The organism is Massilia sp. CFBP9026 (assembly GCF_034045165.1).
Classification (GTDB): domain Bacteria; phylum Pseudomonadota; class Gammaproteobacteria; order Burkholderiales; family Burkholderiaceae_D; genus Telluria; species Telluria arenae.
The window spans coordinates 469837-486310 of the sequence record NZ_JAXCWH010000003.1 but is presented as its reverse complement, the minus strand read 5'-3'; the positions used below and the strand labels follow the sequence as shown (position 1 = coordinate 486310).

At 65.0% G+C, this 16474-nt stretch carries 15 protein-coding genes; 13 read left to right on the top strand and 2 right to left on the bottom strand.

Annotated elements, in window-relative coordinates:
* The first annotated feature begins 14 nt into the window (after positions 1-14).
* Positions 15-2261 carry a RelA/SpoT family protein gene (locus tag SOM28_RS10570; RefSeq protein WP_320468073.1) on the top strand — a complete coding sequence of 749 codons (2247 nt, stop codon included), beginning with the start codon at positions 15-17 and terminating at the stop codon, positions 2259-2261.
* A gap of 145 nt (positions 2262-2406) precedes the next feature.
* On the opposite strand, the gene SOM28_RS10565 is transcribed toward SOM28_RS10570, so the two are convergent.
* Together SOM28_RS10565 and greB are read right to left on the bottom strand one after the other, a co-directional pair.
* Complete coding sequence (locus tag SOM28_RS10565) at positions 2407-2997, bottom strand: biliverdin-producing heme oxygenase (protein WP_320468072.1); 591 nt, start codon at positions 2995-2997, stop codon at positions 2407-2409.
* 28 nt (positions 2998-3025) lie between these two features.
* Entirely contained in the window at positions 3026-3592 is a 567-nt protein-coding gene (gene greB, locus SOM28_RS10560; protein ID WP_320468071.1) for a transcription elongation factor GreB, read from the bottom strand.
* 112 nt (positions 3593-3704) lie between these two features.
* Between greB and SOM28_RS10555 the strand changes: the two genes are divergently transcribed.
* The 12 genes from SOM28_RS10555 (at position 3705) to SOM28_RS10500 (ending at position 16472) form a co-directional block, all read left to right on the top strand.
* Positions 3705-4820 (top strand): sensor histidine kinase, encoded by a 1116-nt coding sequence (locus SOM28_RS10555; RefSeq protein ID WP_320468070.1) that lies wholly within the window; start codon positions 3705-3707, stop codon positions 4818-4820.
* The gene (locus SOM28_RS10550) at positions 4817-5464 is read left to right on the top strand and encodes a response regulator transcription factor (protein ID WP_320468069.1); all 648 of its coding nucleotides are present in this window, start codon (positions 4817-4819) and stop codon (positions 5462-5464) included. The genes SOM28_RS10555 and SOM28_RS10550 overlap by 4 nt, the downstream gene beginning before the upstream one ends.
* Before the next feature lie 133 nt (positions 5465-5597).
* The gene (locus tag SOM28_RS10545) at positions 5598-7178 is read left to right on the top strand and encodes a GGDEF domain-containing protein (protein ID WP_320468068.1); all 1581 of its coding nucleotides are present in this window, start codon (positions 5598-5600) and stop codon (positions 7176-7178) included.
* A 59-nt stretch (positions 7179-7237) separates the two neighbouring features.
* Positions 7238-8467, top strand: a complete 1230-nt coding sequence (fliB, locus tag SOM28_RS10540; protein ID WP_320468067.1) for a flagellin lysine-N-methylase — start codon at positions 7238-7240, stop codon at positions 8465-8467.
* Between the two features lie 242 nt (positions 8468-8709).
* Entirely contained in the window at positions 8710-10161 is a 1452-nt protein-coding gene (locus SOM28_RS10535; RefSeq protein WP_123069755.1) for a flagellin N-terminal helical domain-containing protein, read from the top strand.
* A gap of 87 nt (positions 10162-10248) precedes the next feature.
* Entirely contained in the window at positions 10249-10605 is a 357-nt protein-coding gene (locus tag SOM28_RS10530) for a flagellar protein FlaG (protein ID WP_320468066.1), read from the top strand.
* A gap of 178 nt (positions 10606-10783) precedes the next feature.
* Positions 10784-13408 (top strand): flagellar filament capping protein FliD, encoded by a 2625-nt coding sequence (fliD, locus tag SOM28_RS10525; protein ID WP_320468065.1) that lies wholly within the window; start codon positions 10784-10786, stop codon positions 13406-13408.
* A gap of 22 nt (positions 13409-13430) precedes the next feature.
* Positions 13431-13883 (top strand): flagellar export chaperone FliS, encoded by a 453-nt coding sequence (fliS, locus tag SOM28_RS10520; protein WP_123069753.1) that lies wholly within the window; start codon positions 13431-13433, stop codon positions 13881-13883.
* 13 nt (positions 13884-13896) lie between these two features.
* Positions 13897-14226 carry a flagellar protein FliT gene (locus SOM28_RS10515; RefSeq protein WP_123069766.1) on the top strand — a complete coding sequence of 110 codons (330 nt, stop codon included), beginning with the start codon at positions 13897-13899 and terminating at the stop codon, positions 14224-14226.
* Positions 14227-14241: 15 nt separating this feature from the next.
* Positions 14242-15378 carry a flagellar hook-length control protein FliK gene (fliK, locus tag SOM28_RS10510; RefSeq protein ID WP_320468064.1) on the top strand — a complete coding sequence of 379 codons (1137 nt, stop codon included), beginning with the start codon at positions 14242-14244 and terminating at the stop codon, positions 15376-15378.
* Entirely contained in the window at positions 15371-15730 is a 360-nt protein-coding gene (locus SOM28_RS10505; RefSeq protein WP_123069765.1) for an EscU/YscU/HrcU family type III secretion system export apparatus switch protein, read from the top strand. The genes fliK and SOM28_RS10505 overlap by 8 nt, the downstream gene beginning before the upstream one ends.
* On the top strand, positions 15723-16472 hold the full coding sequence (locus SOM28_RS10500) for a flagellar brake protein (protein ID WP_123069751.1): 750 nt from the start codon (positions 15723-15725) through the stop codon (positions 16470-16472). The genes SOM28_RS10505 and SOM28_RS10500 overlap by 8 nt, the downstream gene beginning before the upstream one ends.
* The last annotated feature ends 2 nt before the right edge of the window (positions 16473-16474 follow it).

Genomic DNA, 16474 nt, shown 5'->3' with positions numbered 1-16474 from the left:
TGACGATTAACGTAATGAACCTGTTTCCTCCAGATTCGACCAATTCACGCAACCCCGTTGCTCCACGCGAGCGGCGCGCCGACAATCGTCCTCCGGACTTTGCCGAGCCGGTCGCGCCCGGCGTAGCGTCCGTTACGCAGCTGATCGCGAAGCTGTCCGAATACCTCACGCCCGCCGAACTCAAGAAGGTCAAGGAAGCCTACCGCTTCTCCGACGAGATGCACCTGGGCCAGGTCCGCAAGTCGGGCGAACCCTATATCTCCCATCCGATCGCCGTCGCCGAGATATGCGCCGAGTGGAAGCTCGATGCGCAAGCCATCATGGCCGCCCTGCTGCACGACGTGATCGAAGACCAGGACGTCAAGAAGGACGAGCTGATCGAGCGCTTCGGCGCCCAGGTCGCCAACCTCGTCGATGGCCTGTCCAAGCTCGAGAAGATCGAATTCCAGAGCCAGCTCGAAGCGCAGGCCGAGAATTTCCGCAAGATGCTGCTGGCGATGGCGTCCGACGTGCGCGTCATCCTGATCAAGCTGGCCGACCGCCTGCACAATATGCGCACGCTGGGCGTCATGGTGCCGGCCAAGAAGCGCCGCATCGCCGGCGAGACGATGGAAGTGTATGTGCCGATCGCCCACCGCCTCGGCCTGAACAATATCTATCGCGAGCTGCAAGACCTGTCGTTCTCGCACCTGTATCCTCTGCGCTACCAGACCCTGTCGAAGGCGATCAAGGCCGCGCGCGGCAACCGCCGCGAAGTGGTCAAGAAGATCCTCGAGGCGGTCAAGGCCCAGCTCGAGTCGAGCGGATTGCAGTTCGAAGTCGATGGCCGCGAAAAGACGCTGTACGGCATCTATAAAAAGATGCGCAACAAGCACCTGTCGTTCTCGCAGGTGCTGGACGTGTATGGCTTTCGCGTCGTCGTCGACAGCGTGCCCAACTGTTATGTTGCGCTCGGCACCCTGCACGCCCTGTACAAGCCGATGCCCGGCAAGTTCAAGGACTATATTGCGATCGGCAAGATCAACGGCTACCAGTCGCTGCACACCACCCTGATCGGCCCCTACGGCACCCCGGTCGAATTCCAGATCCGCACGCAAGAGATGCACCGCACCGCCGAAAGCGGCGTGGCGGCGCACTGGCTGTACAAGACGGGCGACTCCAACATCACCGACCTGCAGCACCGCACCCATGCCTGGCTGCAGTCGCTGCTCGACATCCAGCAGCAGACCGGCGACTCGGCCGAGTTCCTCGAACACGTGAAAGTCGACCTGTTCCCGGATTCGGTCTATGTGTTCACGCCCAAGTCGAAGATCATCGCGCTGCCGCGCGGCGCCACGGCGCTGGACTTCGCCTACTCGATCCACACCGGCATCGGCGACCACACGGTGGGCGTCAAGATCAACAACGAAGATCAACCGCTGCGCACCGAGCTGCACAACGGCGACATCGTCGAGATCATCACCAACCCGGAGTCGCGTCCGAGCCCGACCTGGCTCACGTTCGTGCGCACCGGCAAGGCGCGCTCGGCGATCCGCCACCACCTGCGCGCGATCGACGTCAACGAATCGGTCGAGCTGGGCCAGGAACTGCTGGCCCAGGCTCTGGCGGTGCGCAATATCAAGCCAGAGCTGTCGGACGCCGTCATCGAGCGCCTGCTGGCCGAGACCTCGGCCAAGTCGCTCGAAGAAATGTATGCCGACATCGGCATCGGCAAGCGCATGCCGGCCCTGGTGGCGCGCCACATCTTCGGCCTGATGGAGGGCGACCCCGAACTGCTGCCCTCGAACAAACCGATCCCCAGCAGCGAGATCGCGCCGGTCACGATCTACGGCAGCGAAGGCGTGGCGGTGCAACTGGCGCCGTGCTGCCTGCCGATCCCGGGCGACCAGATCACCGGCCAGCTGCGGCGCGACCAGGCGCTGGTGGTCCACACCTGCGACTGCCTGCCGGCCAAGCGCATCCAGGCCAAGGAACCCGACCGCTGGATCGCGGTGCAATGGGGTGACGAGCTCAACCGCCGCTTCGACTGCCGCATCCGCCTGTTGATCAACAACGAAAAAGGCATTCTCGCCCGCGTGGCCGCCGAGATCGGCGAGTCGGACGCCAACATCACCTATGTGGGCATGGACGAGGATGACGAGCACAGCATGACGCAGCTGCGCTTCACGATCCAGATCAAGGACCGGGTGCACCTGGCGCAGCTGATTCGCAATCTGCGCCGGGTGGCGGGGGTCAATCGCGTGGAGCGGGAGCGGTCGTAAGCTTGCCCGCCGTCGTTCCCGCGAAGGCGGGAACCTAAGGCCGCTTGAGCAGCGGCTACGGTTGACTTCAACTTACGGCAGAAGACTTAGGTTCCCGCCTTCGCGGGAACGACGTGCTGGGGATGCGGGCTGCGGTGAGCCTCCCTCAGGCTTTCTTGTCGATACTCAGCGCAAGGATGCTGTCGAACGCCGCACACGCCCCCGCGCACGCATCCGCGATCTCGTCGGGCGACTTCACGTGCTCTTTCAGCGCCAGCATGAACGCGCGCCAGCGCGGCCCCGGGCCTTCGTCGGCCCCGCGCAGGTAGCGCAGCGGATGCGGCGCCAGCCGCTCCGAGAGCTTCCCGTACAACACCTTCCCGCCCAGCTGCGATCCTTCGATCACGTACACCACGCCCCAGCGGTAGGCGGCGCTGGCATCCTGTGGCCAGGCATGCGGTATTGAAGGCACGCGCACCGGCGGCATGCCGGGTTCGTTCAAGTCTGCATCGATCAGCGCCAGCCGCTCGACCGCCGGCAAGACCGTTTGCGGGCCATCGTTGAAACCATCCAGCCAGGCCTGCAGCGGCGCCAGCCAGTCGCGCACCAGGGTCAGGTGCGTGGCATAGTCGTGCATATCGGGAGCGGGACCGGACAGCGGCAGGCCGCTGTCGAGCCGTTCATGGCGTTCGGAAGTGGCGGCGCGCAGCGCGGCCAGGGCGTCCACATCGGGCGCCGTATCGTGAGGTCGGTTCATCCCCTCATCTTAGCAGCGAACCAATCACTCAGTCGGCCACGGGCTCCGGATAGTCGACCGAGATGATCTCGAGCTCGTCCATGCCGAGCGGCGTCTGCAGCGGCACCACATCGCCCTCGCGGCACTTGGTGAGCGCGCGCGCCACCGGCGACACCCAGCTGATCTTGCCCTTCAACGGGTCGAGCTCGTCCACGCCGACGATGGTGACCGTGTGTTCCTCGCCCGCCTTGTTGATATAGCCCACCGTGGCCCCGAAAAAGACCTGGTCATTGCCGTAATGAACAGTCGGGTCGACCACGAAGGCCGAATCCATGCGCTTGGTGAGAAAGCGGATGCGGCGGTCGATCTCGCGCAGGCGGCGCTTGCCGTAGATATAGTCGCCGTTCTCGGAACGGTCGCCGTTCGACGCGGCCCAGTGCACGATGCGCACCACCTCGGGCCGGTCGACGTCGATCAGCTGCAGCAGCTCATCCTTGATGCGCTGGTAGCCGGCCGGGGTGATGTAGTTCTTGGCGCCGGCGGGAATCGCCTGCGCCAGGGCCAACGCTTCTTCATCGTCGTCGTTGTCCGACTCTTTAACAAATGCCTTATTCATGACCTTATTGTAACGAGACTTGGCGTCGCCTGCGCCGGGATTCACGCGCTTTTATCGTATGATGCAGACAAGCCAAAAGCAGCGCACGAAAAAAGAAGCGACGAGACAAACAATGAGCCTGCCCTCCTCTTTCCACACCGAACATCCTTCCACCTCCGGCCTAGTCTACCAGTTCGTCCTGCATCCCGACGGCGCCATCGGCTTTCCCAGCCTGAACGACGGCTGCAGCGCGCTGCTCGGCCTCGCGCCCGGCGAGCTGCGGGACGATCCGTCCCTGTTCGAAGGCCTGATCCTGCCGGAAGACCGCCGCGCCTATCACGAGGCGATGCAGATGTCGGCCGCCGCCCTGGCGGCCTGGAACTGGGAAGGTCGCATCCGCATTCCAGCCTGGAACGACGTCAAGTGGATCAACCTGCGCGCCACCCCGCATACCCGCGAGGACGGCGCAGTTCAGTGGGATGGCATCATGACCAATATCACGGCAAGCAAGCAGGAGCAGGAAGAATCGCACCGTTCGCGCGAACGCCTGGCCGAGCTGACCGCGCATATCGAGCAGGCCAAGGAAGACGAGCGCACCCGCATCGCGCGCGAGATCCACGACGACCTGGGCGGCAACCTCACTGCGATCAAGATGGCGCTGGCCATGCTGTCGGCGCGCCTGCCTGCCGATCAGCCGGACCTGATCGACAAGGCCAACTACGTCGACGACCTGGTCGACCGCACCATCGAGGCGGTGCACCGCATTTCGCTCGACCTGCGCCCGAGCACGCTCGACCTCGGCATCGTCGCCGCTATGGAATGGCAGGCACGCGAGTTCGAGAAGCAGATGGGGATCGCCGTCGTCATGCGCTGCCCGCATAGGGACGATGGAGACCTGGAACTCGAGCCCGACCATGCGAGCGCGCTGTTCCGCATCTTCCAGGAAGCGCTCACGAACATCGCCAAGCATGCCGATGCAACCAGGGTAACGGTGTCGCTGCGGCGCCAGCGCAAGCTGCTGACGCTGTCGATCTGCGACAACGGCCGCGGCATCCAGCCCGCCGACCGCCTCAAGCCGCAATCGTTCGGCCTGCGCGGCATGAGCGAGCGCGCCAGCGCGCTGGGCGGCACGCTGGCCTTGTCGTCCGCGCCCGGAGGTGGCACGATGGTGACCATCAAGACCAGGCTGGCACCCCGGACCTCCACGCAGCAAGCCGCGACCGACCGGGCAGCCCAAGAAGAAGAATGACCGAGAAAATTACCATCCGCGTTTTCATTGCCGACGACCATGCCATCGTGCGCGAGGGCCTGAAGCAGATCCTGGCCGAGCAGCGCGACATCGACGTCGCCGGCGAAGCCGAGAACGGCGTCGACGCCGCCCGGCTGGTGGGCAAGTCCAAGGCCAATGTGATGCTGCTCGATATCTCGCTGCCCGACCGCAACGGTATCGACGTGTTGAAGCAGATAAAGAAAGACCGGCCCGAACTGGCGGTGCTGATGCTGTCGATGCACCGCGAAGACCAGTACGCGATCCGCGCGCTGAAGGCCGGCGCGTCCGGCTATCTCACCAAGCAGAGCGCGCCGCGCGAGCTGGTGACTGCAATCCGCCAGGTGGCGGGCGGCCAGAAATACGTGAGCGCGGCGCTGGCCCAGACCCTGGCCAGCTCGATCGGCGCCGACCACGAGGCGGCGGTGCACGAAGGCCTGTCCGACCGCGAGTACCAGACCCTGACCATGATCGCTTCCGGCATGACGGTCAGCGAGATCGCGCGCGAGCTGTCGCTGTCGGTCAAGACCATCAGCGAATACCGCGCCCGCTTGTTGGTCAAAATGCAACTCAAGACCAGTGCCGAACTGACGACCTACGCCATCCGTAACGGTTTGGTGGATTGAATGTGACAATCCGTTGCGCTGGGGCGGCAACCGGCGCATCCAATGGCTGTGTTACCGTTTTTTAATTGATGCACGGCAAAAAAGCTGATTATCATGTCGCCAATCCCGCGAATTCGTCATTGCGCAGTAATCCATGTCCATCTCAACTCCTGCCGCGCCCGCCGTGAACCAGCCAGCCAACCCCGCTGAGATTGCACGCGAGGCCTTCCGCCGCCTCGCCACGCGCCGCCTCGCGCCGACGCCGGACAATTACCGCGCCATCTACGACGAGATCGCCGGCACGCCATCGGCGCCGCCTCCCGCATCGACTCCCGACCTTGGCGCGATCGAGGTCCTGGCCGGCTTTGCGCGGCGCATGGCCGAGACGCCGGGCGAGCTGTCCGAGTATGGCCGGCGCATGGCGCGCGCGGTCAAGCTCGAAGACTGGACCGGCTACACCCAGGCGCTGGGGCAGATGTCCGAACGTCATCTGCGCCGCAATACCCCGGTGATGGCCCTGGGCGACGAGGAGCCGGACACCGTGCTGCTGCGCGACATGCTGGCGCGCACCCTGTCCTTCGCCTGCGCCTCACTGCTGAGCGGCGACGCCGAGCTCTCGGCCGAGGCCGAGGCGTTGGGCGCGGCGGTCAAGATCGCCGTCGGCGAATCGGAACTGCAAGACATCGCGGCGCGCCTGAAGCAGTTGTGCTTCCAGATCGAGCTGCGCAAGGACGATGGCGCCGAACAGCAGGAGCTGCTGCTGCGCCTGTTCCGCCTGCTGCTCGACAATATCGAAGGCCTGCTCGACGACGACAACTATATGCGCGGCCAGGTGCTGGTGGTGCAGGACCTGATCAAGGGTCCGCTCGACACGCGCGCGCTGGAAGACGCCACCCGCGGCCTGAAGGACGTGATCATCAAGCAGGGTCACCTCAAGCACGGCATCGACGACGTGCGGGGGGCCATGAAGAATATGATGATGACCTTCATCGACCGCCTCGGCTCGGCCGCCGCCTCCACCAGCGACTACCACGCCAGGCTGGGCGGATTCTCGGAGCGCATCGGCCGCGCCACCGACGTGAACGAGATCAACGGCGTGCTCGACGAAGTGCTGCGCGAGATGCGCAGCGCCCAGGACGAGGCGCTGGCTTCGCGCGACCGCATGGTCGGCGCGCATAAAGAGGTGCAGGAAGCCGAGCAGCGCATCCGCGAGCTCGAAGCCGAGCTGCAGCATATGAGCGAGCTGGTGCGCGAAGACCAGCTGACCGGCAGCCTCAACCGCCGCGGCCTGGACGATGTGTTCGAGCGCGAGAGCGCGCGCGCCGACCGCCGCAAGACGCCGCTGTGCGTGGCCCTGCTCGACCTCGACAATTTCAAGCGGCTCAACGATACCTACGGCCATATGGCGGGCGACGCCGCGCTCAAGCACCTGGTGAAGGTGGTGCGCGAGACGCTGCGCTCGATGGACGTCATCGCCCGCTTCGGCGGCGAGGAATTCCTGATCCTGCTGCCGGAGACCACGGTCGATGCCGCCGCCGCCGCCATGGTGCGGGTGCAGCGCGAGCTGACCAAGCATTTCTTCTTGCACGATAACGAGAAGATGCTTATTACATTCTCGTGCGGGGTGGCGCTGCGCACGCCCAACGAAGAGCAGGCCTCGCTCATGGCGCGCGCCGACAAGGCGATGTACCAAGCCAAGAATAGCGGGAAGAATCGGGTGGTGATCGCGGATTGACCGGCGTCATGCCGGATTTATACTCGGCTGCAATGTAGTCATCATCAAGCAGCCAGTCCATGCCCATCCTGCATCGCACCCAGTCCTTGTCCGCGCTCATGCCCCGCTTCGTCGAGCGGTTCCGCTGCATCGGCGCCAGTTGCGAGGACACCTGCTGCTCCGGCTGGACGGTGTATGTCGACAAGAAGACCTACAAGGCCTATCGCAAGGAATCGGTCCCGGCCCTCGGGCGCATGATGGCCAATATGACGCGCCTGGACGGTGGCGGCGAGGATGCCTACGGTGCGATCACGGCGGTTGGCCAGGAACAGCGATGCCCGGCACTCCAGGACGGCATGTGCTCGGTGCAGACCCACCTCGGCGAAACCTATCTGTCCGACACCTGCCACACCTACCCGCGCACCAACCGCAGCGTGCATGGCCAGGTCGAGCAGTCGATCACCCTGTCCTGTCCCGAAGCCGCGCGCCTGGCCCTGCTGGCCGAAGACGCCTTCGATTTCGTCGAGGCCCCGGTCCAGCTCAGGCATGCGGCCATGCTCGGCGTCGGGCCGCGTTTCGGTGTATCGCCGGCGCTGATGGCCGAGACGCGCATCTTTTGCCTGAACCTGCTGCGTACCCGCGAACTGTCCTTGTGGCAGCGCCTGGCGCTGCTGGGCGCCTTCTGCGACACCCTGAGCGCGCTATGCGCGAGTGGCGGACAGGAGAGCATTCCCGCCATGATCGACGACTTCGTGCGCCTGGTCGAAAACGGCGAGCTGGTCGCGACGCTGGACCTGATCCAGCCCGACCATGACGCCCAGGCCATGGTGTTCGCCACCTTGTGGGCAACCAAGGGCTTCGAATCCAGCTCAACGCTCGAACAGGCCTTGATGCACGAGGTCGCCACCAGGTTCGGCGCCGATGCCCACGGCCAGGTCAGCGCCGAGCGCCTGGTGGGCGCCTACCGGCATGGCCTGGGCCGCCTCGACGAGGCACTGGCCCAGGCCCCATGGCTGCTCGATCATTACCTGGTCAATGAAGTCCTGGTCGAACTGATTCCGTTCAACGGCGCAACGCCCTACGACAGCTATGTGCAGCTGATGGCGCGCTTCGGCCTGTTGCGCCTGATTCTTGCCGTGCAATGCAATACCGAAGGCGAGCTGCCGCCGCTGGCCACCCTGGTGTCGACGGTGCAACTGCATTGCCGGCGTTTCCAGCATGTGCCCGGCTATACCAAGCGCGTCAACGATTCCCTGTATGACAGCGGCTGGGCGGAACTTGGCAAACTGTACACATTACTCAAGACCTGAGCCCAAAAATAAAAATTATTTTTGCCCTCAAGTTCCTTTTTTGCCTGCCGCCAAGGCCAGCGCTTTTTGCCAGCGCCCTCCTCGCAAGCCATTTATTTCGAAACGGGGCCCTAAACTTTTTCCATAGGGCACCGTTACCAGCAACAACAGCGGTTTGAACGTCACGGAACAGCGCGACGGACCAAAGTACACAGCAGCACGGTCGCTGCACCCTGTAAGACCACGTCTCTGGAGTAGACACCATGGCATCCGTAATCAATACCAACGTTCCTTCCCTGAACTCGCAGCGTAACCTGTCGACCTCGCAGTCGCAGCTGAACACCTCGATCCAACGCCTGTCGTCGGGCATGCGCATCAACAGCGCCAAGGACGACGCCGCCGGCCTCGCGATTTCCGACCGCATGAACTCGCAGATCAAGGGCATGACCCAGGCCACCCGTAACGCCAACGATGGCGTGTCGATGGCGCAAACCGCCGAAGGCGCCCTGTCGAGCTCGGGCGACATCCTGCAGCGTATCCGTGAACTGGCAGTGCAGTCGTCGAACTCGTCGAACTCGTCGAGCGACCGTAAAGCCCTGCAGACCGAAGTTACCCAACTGACCTCGGAACTGAACCGTATCGCCAACACCACCGAGTTCAACGGCCAGAAGCTGATGGACGGCACGATGGGCACCGCGAACTTCCAGGTCGGCGCCAATGCAGGCCAGCTGATCTCGATGTCGGGTTCGAACTTCACCACCTCGACCTACGGCAATAACACCACCGACATCGCCGCCAAGAGCGCCTCTTCCGCCGCGACCAACGGCGTGGTTGCCGGCACCGTCACCATCAACGGTTCGCAAGGTTCGAAGGGCATCAACGTTGCTGCCGGCGACACCGCCAAAGCCACCGCGGCCCAGATCAACAACGCCAGCGGCGAAACCGGTGTTACCGCGACCGCCAAGACCGATGCCAACCTGGACCTGGCCGCCAACAAGTCGTACACGATGACGCTGGAGTCGGATAACGATACCGCAGTGACGATCTCGTTCTCGGTCGGCACCGACGACGCCAACGGCCATGCCGGCGCCATCAGCGCCTTCAATGCCCAGTCGGCCAAGACCGGCGTCACCGCCTCGTACGACAGCAAGAACGGCGGCATCAAGCTGACCCACGCCGACGGCAACGACATCAAGCTGAAGAACACCACCACTACCGCAGCTGCCAACGACGCCAATCTGTCGACGTACGACACGGAAGGCGTCAAGGGCACCGCAGTTGACACGATGGGCGCGAACGGCGGCACCGCGATGGGCAAGATCACCATGAACTCGGAAAAGAGCTTCTCGGTGGTTGACGCGACCACCACGATGGGCCTGGGCGGCAACTCGGACCTCGATTCGGTGGCCGACCTCGACATCGGCACCTTCGAAGGCGCACAGGCTGCCATCCGCACCGCCGATGCAGCCCTGGCGGCAGTCAACAGCCAGCGCGCCGAATACGGTGCACTACAGTCGCGTTTCGAATCGGCGATCTCGAACCTGGGTTCGTCGACCGAGAACCTGTCGGCATCGCGCAGCCGCATCGTCGATACCGACTTCGCTGCTGAAACCGCAAAGATGACCCGCGGTCAGATCCTGCAACAGGCTGGTACCTCGATGCTGGCCCAGGCCAACTCGCTGCCGAACGGCGTCCTGTCGCTGCTGCGTGGCTAATCGCTAGCCAACGGTAGTAACAACGCGAGGTAAGCGGTTCCTCGGCCAGAGAAATCTGGCCGGGGAATTTTCATTAGGGAGTGCGACATGCAGATCCAGTCAATTGGTACGCCCAGCATCGCCAAGCCCGAGGAACGTTCGGCTGCGGCCACTGCGACGGGCACGGTCAACGCGCGCCAGGTGCGTCCGGATACGCCGGATGCGCCCGATGCGCTGCCCGGCAAGGACGAAGTGTCGGCAGCCGTCAAGAAGCTCAATGAGGCGATGCCGCCCTCGGCCCAGTCCCTGGAGTTCGAGATCGACGAGGACAGCCAGGAAATCGTTGTCAAGATCATCGACCAGAGCACCAGGGAAGTGGTGCGTCAGATGCCGAGCAAGGAAGCACTGGAAATGGCCAAGGCAATCGACAAGATGCAGGGATTGCTGATCCGGCAAACCGCCTGAGTCACTATCGGGTGAAAAAGCGCCACCTCCGCGAGGACGTGGCGCTTTTTATATGGTTCTAGCCTGAGCGGCATCGTAACTGTTTCGCAAAATCAAAATAAAGCCACATTTACCGCTCTTAAGTACCGATTGTTTCTGCCGATAATCACTTACATTATCGCTTTCACGGGAGATACAAGTGGCACTCGACATCAATGGCCTGGTTTCACAGCTGATGCAGCAAGAGGCTGCACCGCTGGCCAACTACGACAAGAAAACGCTCGCGCTGCAGTCGCGCAGCGCCGCGTACAGTCAGGTCAGCGCCGCGGTCGGCACCTTCCAGTCCGCCCTGACCAAGCTGAACACTCCCGCCACCTTCCTGGGCCTGAGCGCCAGCGCCAGCAACAAGGACGTCTTTTCCGCCACTGCCGGCGCCGACGCCGTCGCGGGCAAGTACAAGATCAACGTCACCCAGCTGGCGCAGGCCCAGAGCCTCAAAAGCAATGGCTACGCCAGCACGACCTCGACCATCGGCGGCAGCGCGCCGACCACCCTGACCTTCCAGTTCGGCACCGCGAGCGGCGGCACCTTCGGCACCACCGGCAATGCGCTGAGCCTGGCCGCTGCATCGAGCGGCATCGGCAACGGTTCGCTGAGCCTGAACGGCGTCGCGATCGGCACCGGCCCGACCACGCGCAGCGCGCGCGCCCTGGCCGAGGCGATCAATGCGCAGTCCGACAAGACCGGCGTGGTCGCCACGGCCGGCGCCGCCAGCACCAGCGCCGGCCTGTTCAACAACTTCGGCCAGGTCAGCGTGGACCCCGGTTCCAGCTATGCCCTGTCGGTCGGCGGCGTGCAGCTGACCAACCTGACGCCCGGCAGCGCGCCCCTTACCGGCGCCGGCCTCGACACCGCGCTGGCCAGCGCCAGCACCCGCAATGCACTGGCGGCAGCCAATATCACCGTCAGCGGCAGCGCCGCCGACGGCACGCTGCAGTTCAGCGCGTCCGACGGCTCCTCCATCGACGTGACCGAGACCGTGACCGGTACCGTGCGCGGCGGCATCGGCCTGGCCGCTACCGCGGCCAATACCGGTTCGACCGTGACGGCGACCGCCGGCGTCACCCTGAGCTCGAACGACGGTAACCAGATCACTGTCGGTGGCACCAACCCGGCCGCCGCCGGCTTCACCGCCGGCAGCGTCGGCACCCATATGGGCGCGGGCTTTTCGCTGAACGGCGCCATCAACAGCAAGACGATCACCCTCGGCACCGGCGACCAGTCGCTGCAAGGCATCCGCGACGCCATCAACAAGGGCGATATGGGCGTGACGGCCACCATCGTGTCCGACGGCAGCGCCAAGCCCTACCACCTGGTGCTGACCTCGAACAAGACCGGCGAAGCGACGACCATGAAGATTACCGTCGGCGGCGAGGACGGCGAAGCAGGCGATCCGGCCATCGCCGCCATGCTCGGCTACGACCCGGCCGGCACGCAGGGCATGACCCAGACCGCCGGCGCCCAGAGCACCAAGCTGAACATGAACGGCATCGAGATCAAGAGCGACAGCAACTCGGTCTCGGGGGCCATCCAGGGCGTGACCCTGGATGTGTCGGCCGTCGGCAGCTCGACGCTGACGGTGTCGAAGGACACCGCGGCCATCACCAGCTCGGTGAACGAATTCGTCAAGGCCTACAATGAACTCAACAAGACGATCAACGGCCTGACCGCTTATAACACCGAGACCCAGAAAGGCGCGGTCTTGCAGGGCGACGCCAGCGTGCGCGCGATCCAGAGCCAGCTGCGCAAGCAGATCAGCACGGTCATGGAAGGCACTGGCGGCAAGCTGACCTCGCTGAGCCAGATCGGCATCGGCTTCCAGAAAGATGGCAGCCTGCAAGTCAATTCGACCAAGCTCAACAAGGCGATCACGGACAATGCGGCCGACTTCGGCGGCCTGTTCGCCGCGATGGGTTCGACCACCGACAACATGATCAAGTTCGGCCAGTCGAGCGCCGCCACCAAGGCCGGCACCTACGCGATCAATATCACCAACCTGGCGACCCGCGGCAACCTGACCAGCAGCGCCGCGCTGAGCGGTTCGACCACGATTGCACCGAACACGGTCTGGAGCGTCACGCTGAACCAGACCGACCCGGTCACCGAAACCAAGACCCAGGAGATCAAGCTCCAGGCCGGCACCTACAGCAACGACGACCTGGCCGCCCTGATCCGCTCCGCGATCAACGGCAACTCCGTCTTCGCCGGCGCCGGTGACACGGTCGAGTCCGAGGTGGGCGACGATGGCCGCCTGAAGCTGTCGTCGAGCAAGTACGGCGAACTGTCGAACATCTCGATTGCCGCCGTCAGCGGCAGCCCGGTCGACAGCATCTTCGGTGGCGCCGCGCCGACCAAGGGCACGGACGTGGAAGGCACCATCGGCGGCGTCGCCGCCACCGGCAACGGCCAGTCGCTGACCGCGGCGGCCGGCTCGCCGGCCGAAGGCATCCAGGTGTCGGTCACCGGTGGCGTGATCGGCGACCGCGGCAGCGTCACCTTCTCGCAGGGTTTCGCCCACCAGCTGACCAACCTGGCCGCGGGCTTCGTCGGCAAGGACAGCCTGCTGCAAACCAAGACCGATGGCCTGAGCGTCTCGATCAAGTCGATCGCCTCGCAGCGCGAACGCTTCGAGACGCGCCTGGAAAGCATCGAAAAGCGCTACCGCGCGCAGTTCGTCGCGCTCGACGCCATGATGAGCTCGATGCAGAACACTTCTAACTATCTCACCCAGCAGCTGGCGACCCTGTCGTCCAACTGGGGTTAATTAAGCATTACTGGAGAATCACATGTTTGGAACCCCAAAACGCGGTGTCGGCGCCTATGCCACGGTTGGCCTGGAAACCGGCGTCGCCGCCGCCTCGCCGCACAAGCTGGTGGTGATGCTGTACGACGGCGTGATCGTCGCCCTGCTCAGCGCCATCAACGGCATCAAGTCGTCGAACATCGCCATCAAGGGCGCCTCGATCTCGAAGGCCATCACCATCATCGACAACGGCCTGCGCGCCTCGCTCGACAAGAAGGCCGGTGGCGAGATCGCCGCCAACCTCGACTCGCTGTATGACTACATGAGCCGTCGCCTGCTGGAAGCGAACATCAAGAACGACGCGGCGATCGTCGAAGAAGTCCACGGCCTGATGGCCGACCTGCGCGGCGCCTGGGTCCAGATCGGCGAGCAGCAGGAAGCGCCCGAGCCGATGCCGCCGGCGATCCAGAAAGCCCCTACCCTGATGAGCGTTTGAGGAAATGATGACGATGACGATGAGCGGACAGGAAGTCGTGACCACCTACGAAACCATGGTCGGCATCACCGAGCGCATGCTGGATGCAGCCAGCGCCAATGAGTGGGATCGCCTGGCCGAGCTGGAGCAGGAATGCGCACGCCATGCCAACCGCCTGAAAGCGAATGAAGGCGGCGCGCCGCTGGGCGGCCCGGAGCGCCTGCGCAAGGTCAACGCGATCCGCCGCATGCTCGACTTCGACCGCCAGATCCGCGACCTCACCATGCCATGGATGGCCCACCTGTCGTCGCTGATGAAGAGCACCTCGACCGAACGCCGCGTCGTGCGCGCCTACGGCGTCTGATAATGGGAGGGCCCGATGCTGCCGCGTGAACTCGTCGGCAGCGTCGCGCCTGTCACCCCGGCGCGGGCGGCCGAGCAGGCCGCCGATCCGCGCCAGCAAGCCTTTGCGCGCGAAATGGCGCCGTTGCTGGGCAAGGCAATCCACGGCGCGGTCCAGGCCCGCCTGCTAGATGGTACCTTCGTCGTCAAATTCGCCGACACCCAGGCCCGCATGCAGCTGCCGCCCGGCGCCCAGGTCGGCGCCGACGTGCCGATGACCCTGGTCGGCCTGCATCCGCGGCCCACCTTCCAGGTCGGCTCGCAAACGACCACCGCCTTCGCCGAAGCCGGCCCCGCGCCGCAAGAGGATGCCGATGGCGCGCATGCGCCGCTGTCGTACCGCGAAGGCGCCGCCGTTGGCCGCGCCAGCGCCCTGCTGGCTTCCAGCGGCGCGATGGCCGCGCAGGCCTTCGCCGGCGGCACCGAAGCGAAGAACACCACCTTGAGTCCCACCGCCCAGGCCCTGGCCGGCGTGCTGGCCGCGGCCCAGAAGGCCGACAGCCAGCTGTCGAGCATTGTCGGCCGCGCGCCGCTGGTGGGCGCCCCCGGGGCCGATCCGGCGGCGCTGGCCGCAGGCCTGCAGCAGGCCTTCGGCAAGAGCGGCCTGTTCTACGAATCGCATGTGGCGGAATGGGCGCGCGGCGCCCTCCCGCTGTCCGAACTGGCCGGCGAGCCGCAGCAGCAGGCCGCCCAGGGCGGCGTGCGCCCCAATCCGCAAGATCCGGCCACCGCCCAGTTCATCAGCATGCAGCTGGCGGCCCAGGAACAATCGCAGCTGGCCTGGAAGGGCCAGCTGTGGCCGGGCCAGCCGATGGAATGGGACGTGCAGCGCGAGGCCCATGGCGGCAAGGATGGCGAGGGCGAGCAGGCGATCTGGCACTCGCGCCTGCGCCTGCGCTTTCCGCAGCTGGGCGAACTCGAGGCGCAGCTGCGCATGGTGAACGGCGCCTTGCAGGTGCAGTTCGCGGCGGCCGACGACGCCACCGCCGGCCTGCTGCGCGAGCACATGCCGGAACTGGCGAGCGCCCTCGATGCGGTGGGCACACCGCTGGCCGGCTTCGACGCGCGCGCGCGCGCCGGCAAGCCTGATTCGAAGGATGTAGGCGATGACTGAATCGGCCGGCAAGCGGCGCCAGAACGCCGTGGCGCTGGCCTATGGCGCCGGCGAGCGCGCCCCGACGGTGGTGGCCAAGGGTTCCGGCATGGTGGCCGAGCAGATCATCCAGCGCGCCCAGGACGCCGGGGTGTTCGTGCACGAATCGAAGGAGCTGGTGTCGCTGCTGATGCAGGTCGATCTCGACCGCGAGATTCCGCCGGCCCTGTATCGGGCAATTGCGGAACTGTTGGCATGGCTATATCATATAGAGTCGGCTCGACAACATGGTGAGCTCTTGCCTCCCGCGCCCGATCCGACGCCCCACCTCCCAACGGAATTAGCGGCAAGGACAGATGCAAGCAATGATTGAAGCAGAACTGGAAGACTGGCACGACTACGAAGTCGGATCGCGCCGCGAGATCGTGGCGCTGCTGCGCCAGATCGGAGAAAAGAACCAGCTGATTCGCATGCTGATCAAGGGCGAGGCCGACGTCTGCGTGACCTCGATCCTGGCGGTGGACGAAGACAGCGGCACCGTGGTGCTCGACCGCTCGGTCGACCGCGCCCAGAACGAGCGCATCGTGGCCACCGGCCGCGTCAAGTGCGAAACCACGCTCGACAAGATCCGCATCCTGTTCGGCGCCGATGGCCTGGCCGCCACCACCTGGCGCGGCGAGCCCGCGCTGCGCGCCGACATCCCGCCCACTCTGATCCGCCTGCAGCGGCGCGAGTACTACCGCATGCCGACGCCAGTCAGCAATCCGGTGCGCGCATTGATTCCGGTGCCGATCGACGCCGGCGGCGGCATGGGCGTGTTCCCGCTGCACGACATCAGCGTCGGCGGCATCGCCCTGCTCGACAACAAGCTCCAGCTAGGCGCGGGCATCGGCCGCGTGATCGAAGGCTGCCGCATCGAGCTGCCCGAGATCGGTCCGATCGCGACCTCGCTCGAGATCCGCAACTCGCTCGACCTCACCCTGCTGAACCACAAGACCAGCCGCCGCCTGGGCTGCCAGTTCGTCGACATCTCGCGCGGCGGCCTGGCGGCCGTGCAGCGCTACATCACCAAGCTCGAACGCGAGCGCAACGCCAAACTGGCGGGCTTGGCCTGAAC

Excerpts from the sequence above, each read along its gene's own strand:
- fliB (WP_320468067.1), top strand. The coding sequence starts at position 7,238 with ATGCCCATCCTGCATCGCACCCAGTCCTTGTCCGCGCTCATGCCCCGC.
- SOM28_RS10550 (WP_320468069.1), top strand. The coding sequence starts at position 4,817 with ATGACCGAGAAAATTACCATCCGCGTTTTCATTGCCGACGACCATGCC.
- SOM28_RS10535 (WP_123069755.1), top strand. The coding sequence starts at position 8,710 with ATGGCATCCGTAATCAATACCAACGTTCCTTCCCTGAACTCGCAGCGT.
- SOM28_RS10515 (WP_123069766.1), top strand. The coding sequence starts at position 13,897 with ATGACGATGAGCGGACAGGAAGTCGTGACCACCTACGAAACCATGGTC.
- fliS (WP_123069753.1), top strand. The coding sequence starts at position 13,431 with ATGTTTGGAACCCCAAAACGCGGTGTCGGCGCCTATGCCACGGTTGGC.
- SOM28_RS10545 (WP_320468068.1), top strand. The coding sequence starts at position 5,598 with ATGTCCATCTCAACTCCTGCCGCGCCCGCCGTGAACCAGCCAGCCAAC.
- SOM28_RS10555 (WP_320468070.1), top strand. The coding sequence starts at position 3,705 with ATGAGCCTGCCCTCCTCTTTCCACACCGAACATCCTTCCACCTCCGGC.
- SOM28_RS10505 (WP_123069765.1), top strand. The coding sequence starts at position 15,371 with ATGACTGAATCGGCCGGCAAGCGGCGCCAGAACGCCGTGGCGCTGGCC.
- SOM28_RS10500 (WP_123069751.1), top strand. The coding sequence starts at position 15,723 with ATGATTGAAGCAGAACTGGAAGACTGGCACGACTACGAAGTCGGATCG.
- SOM28_RS10530 (WP_320468066.1), top strand. The coding sequence starts at position 10,249 with ATGCAGATCCAGTCAATTGGTACGCCCAGCATCGCCAAGCCCGAGGAA.
- SOM28_RS10565 (WP_320468072.1), bottom strand. The coding sequence starts at position 2,997 with ATGAACCGACCTCACGATACGGCGCCCGATGTGGACGCCCTGGCCGCG.
- greB (WP_320468071.1), bottom strand. The coding sequence starts at position 3,592 with ATGAATAAGGCATTTGTTAAAGAGTCGGACAACGACGACGATGAAGAA.
- SOM28_RS10570 (WP_320468073.1), top strand. The coding sequence starts at position 15 with ATGAACCTGTTTCCTCCAGATTCGACCAATTCACGCAACCCCGTTGCT.
- fliK (WP_320468064.1), top strand. The coding sequence starts at position 14,242 with ATGCTGCCGCGTGAACTCGTCGGCAGCGTCGCGCCTGTCACCCCGGCG.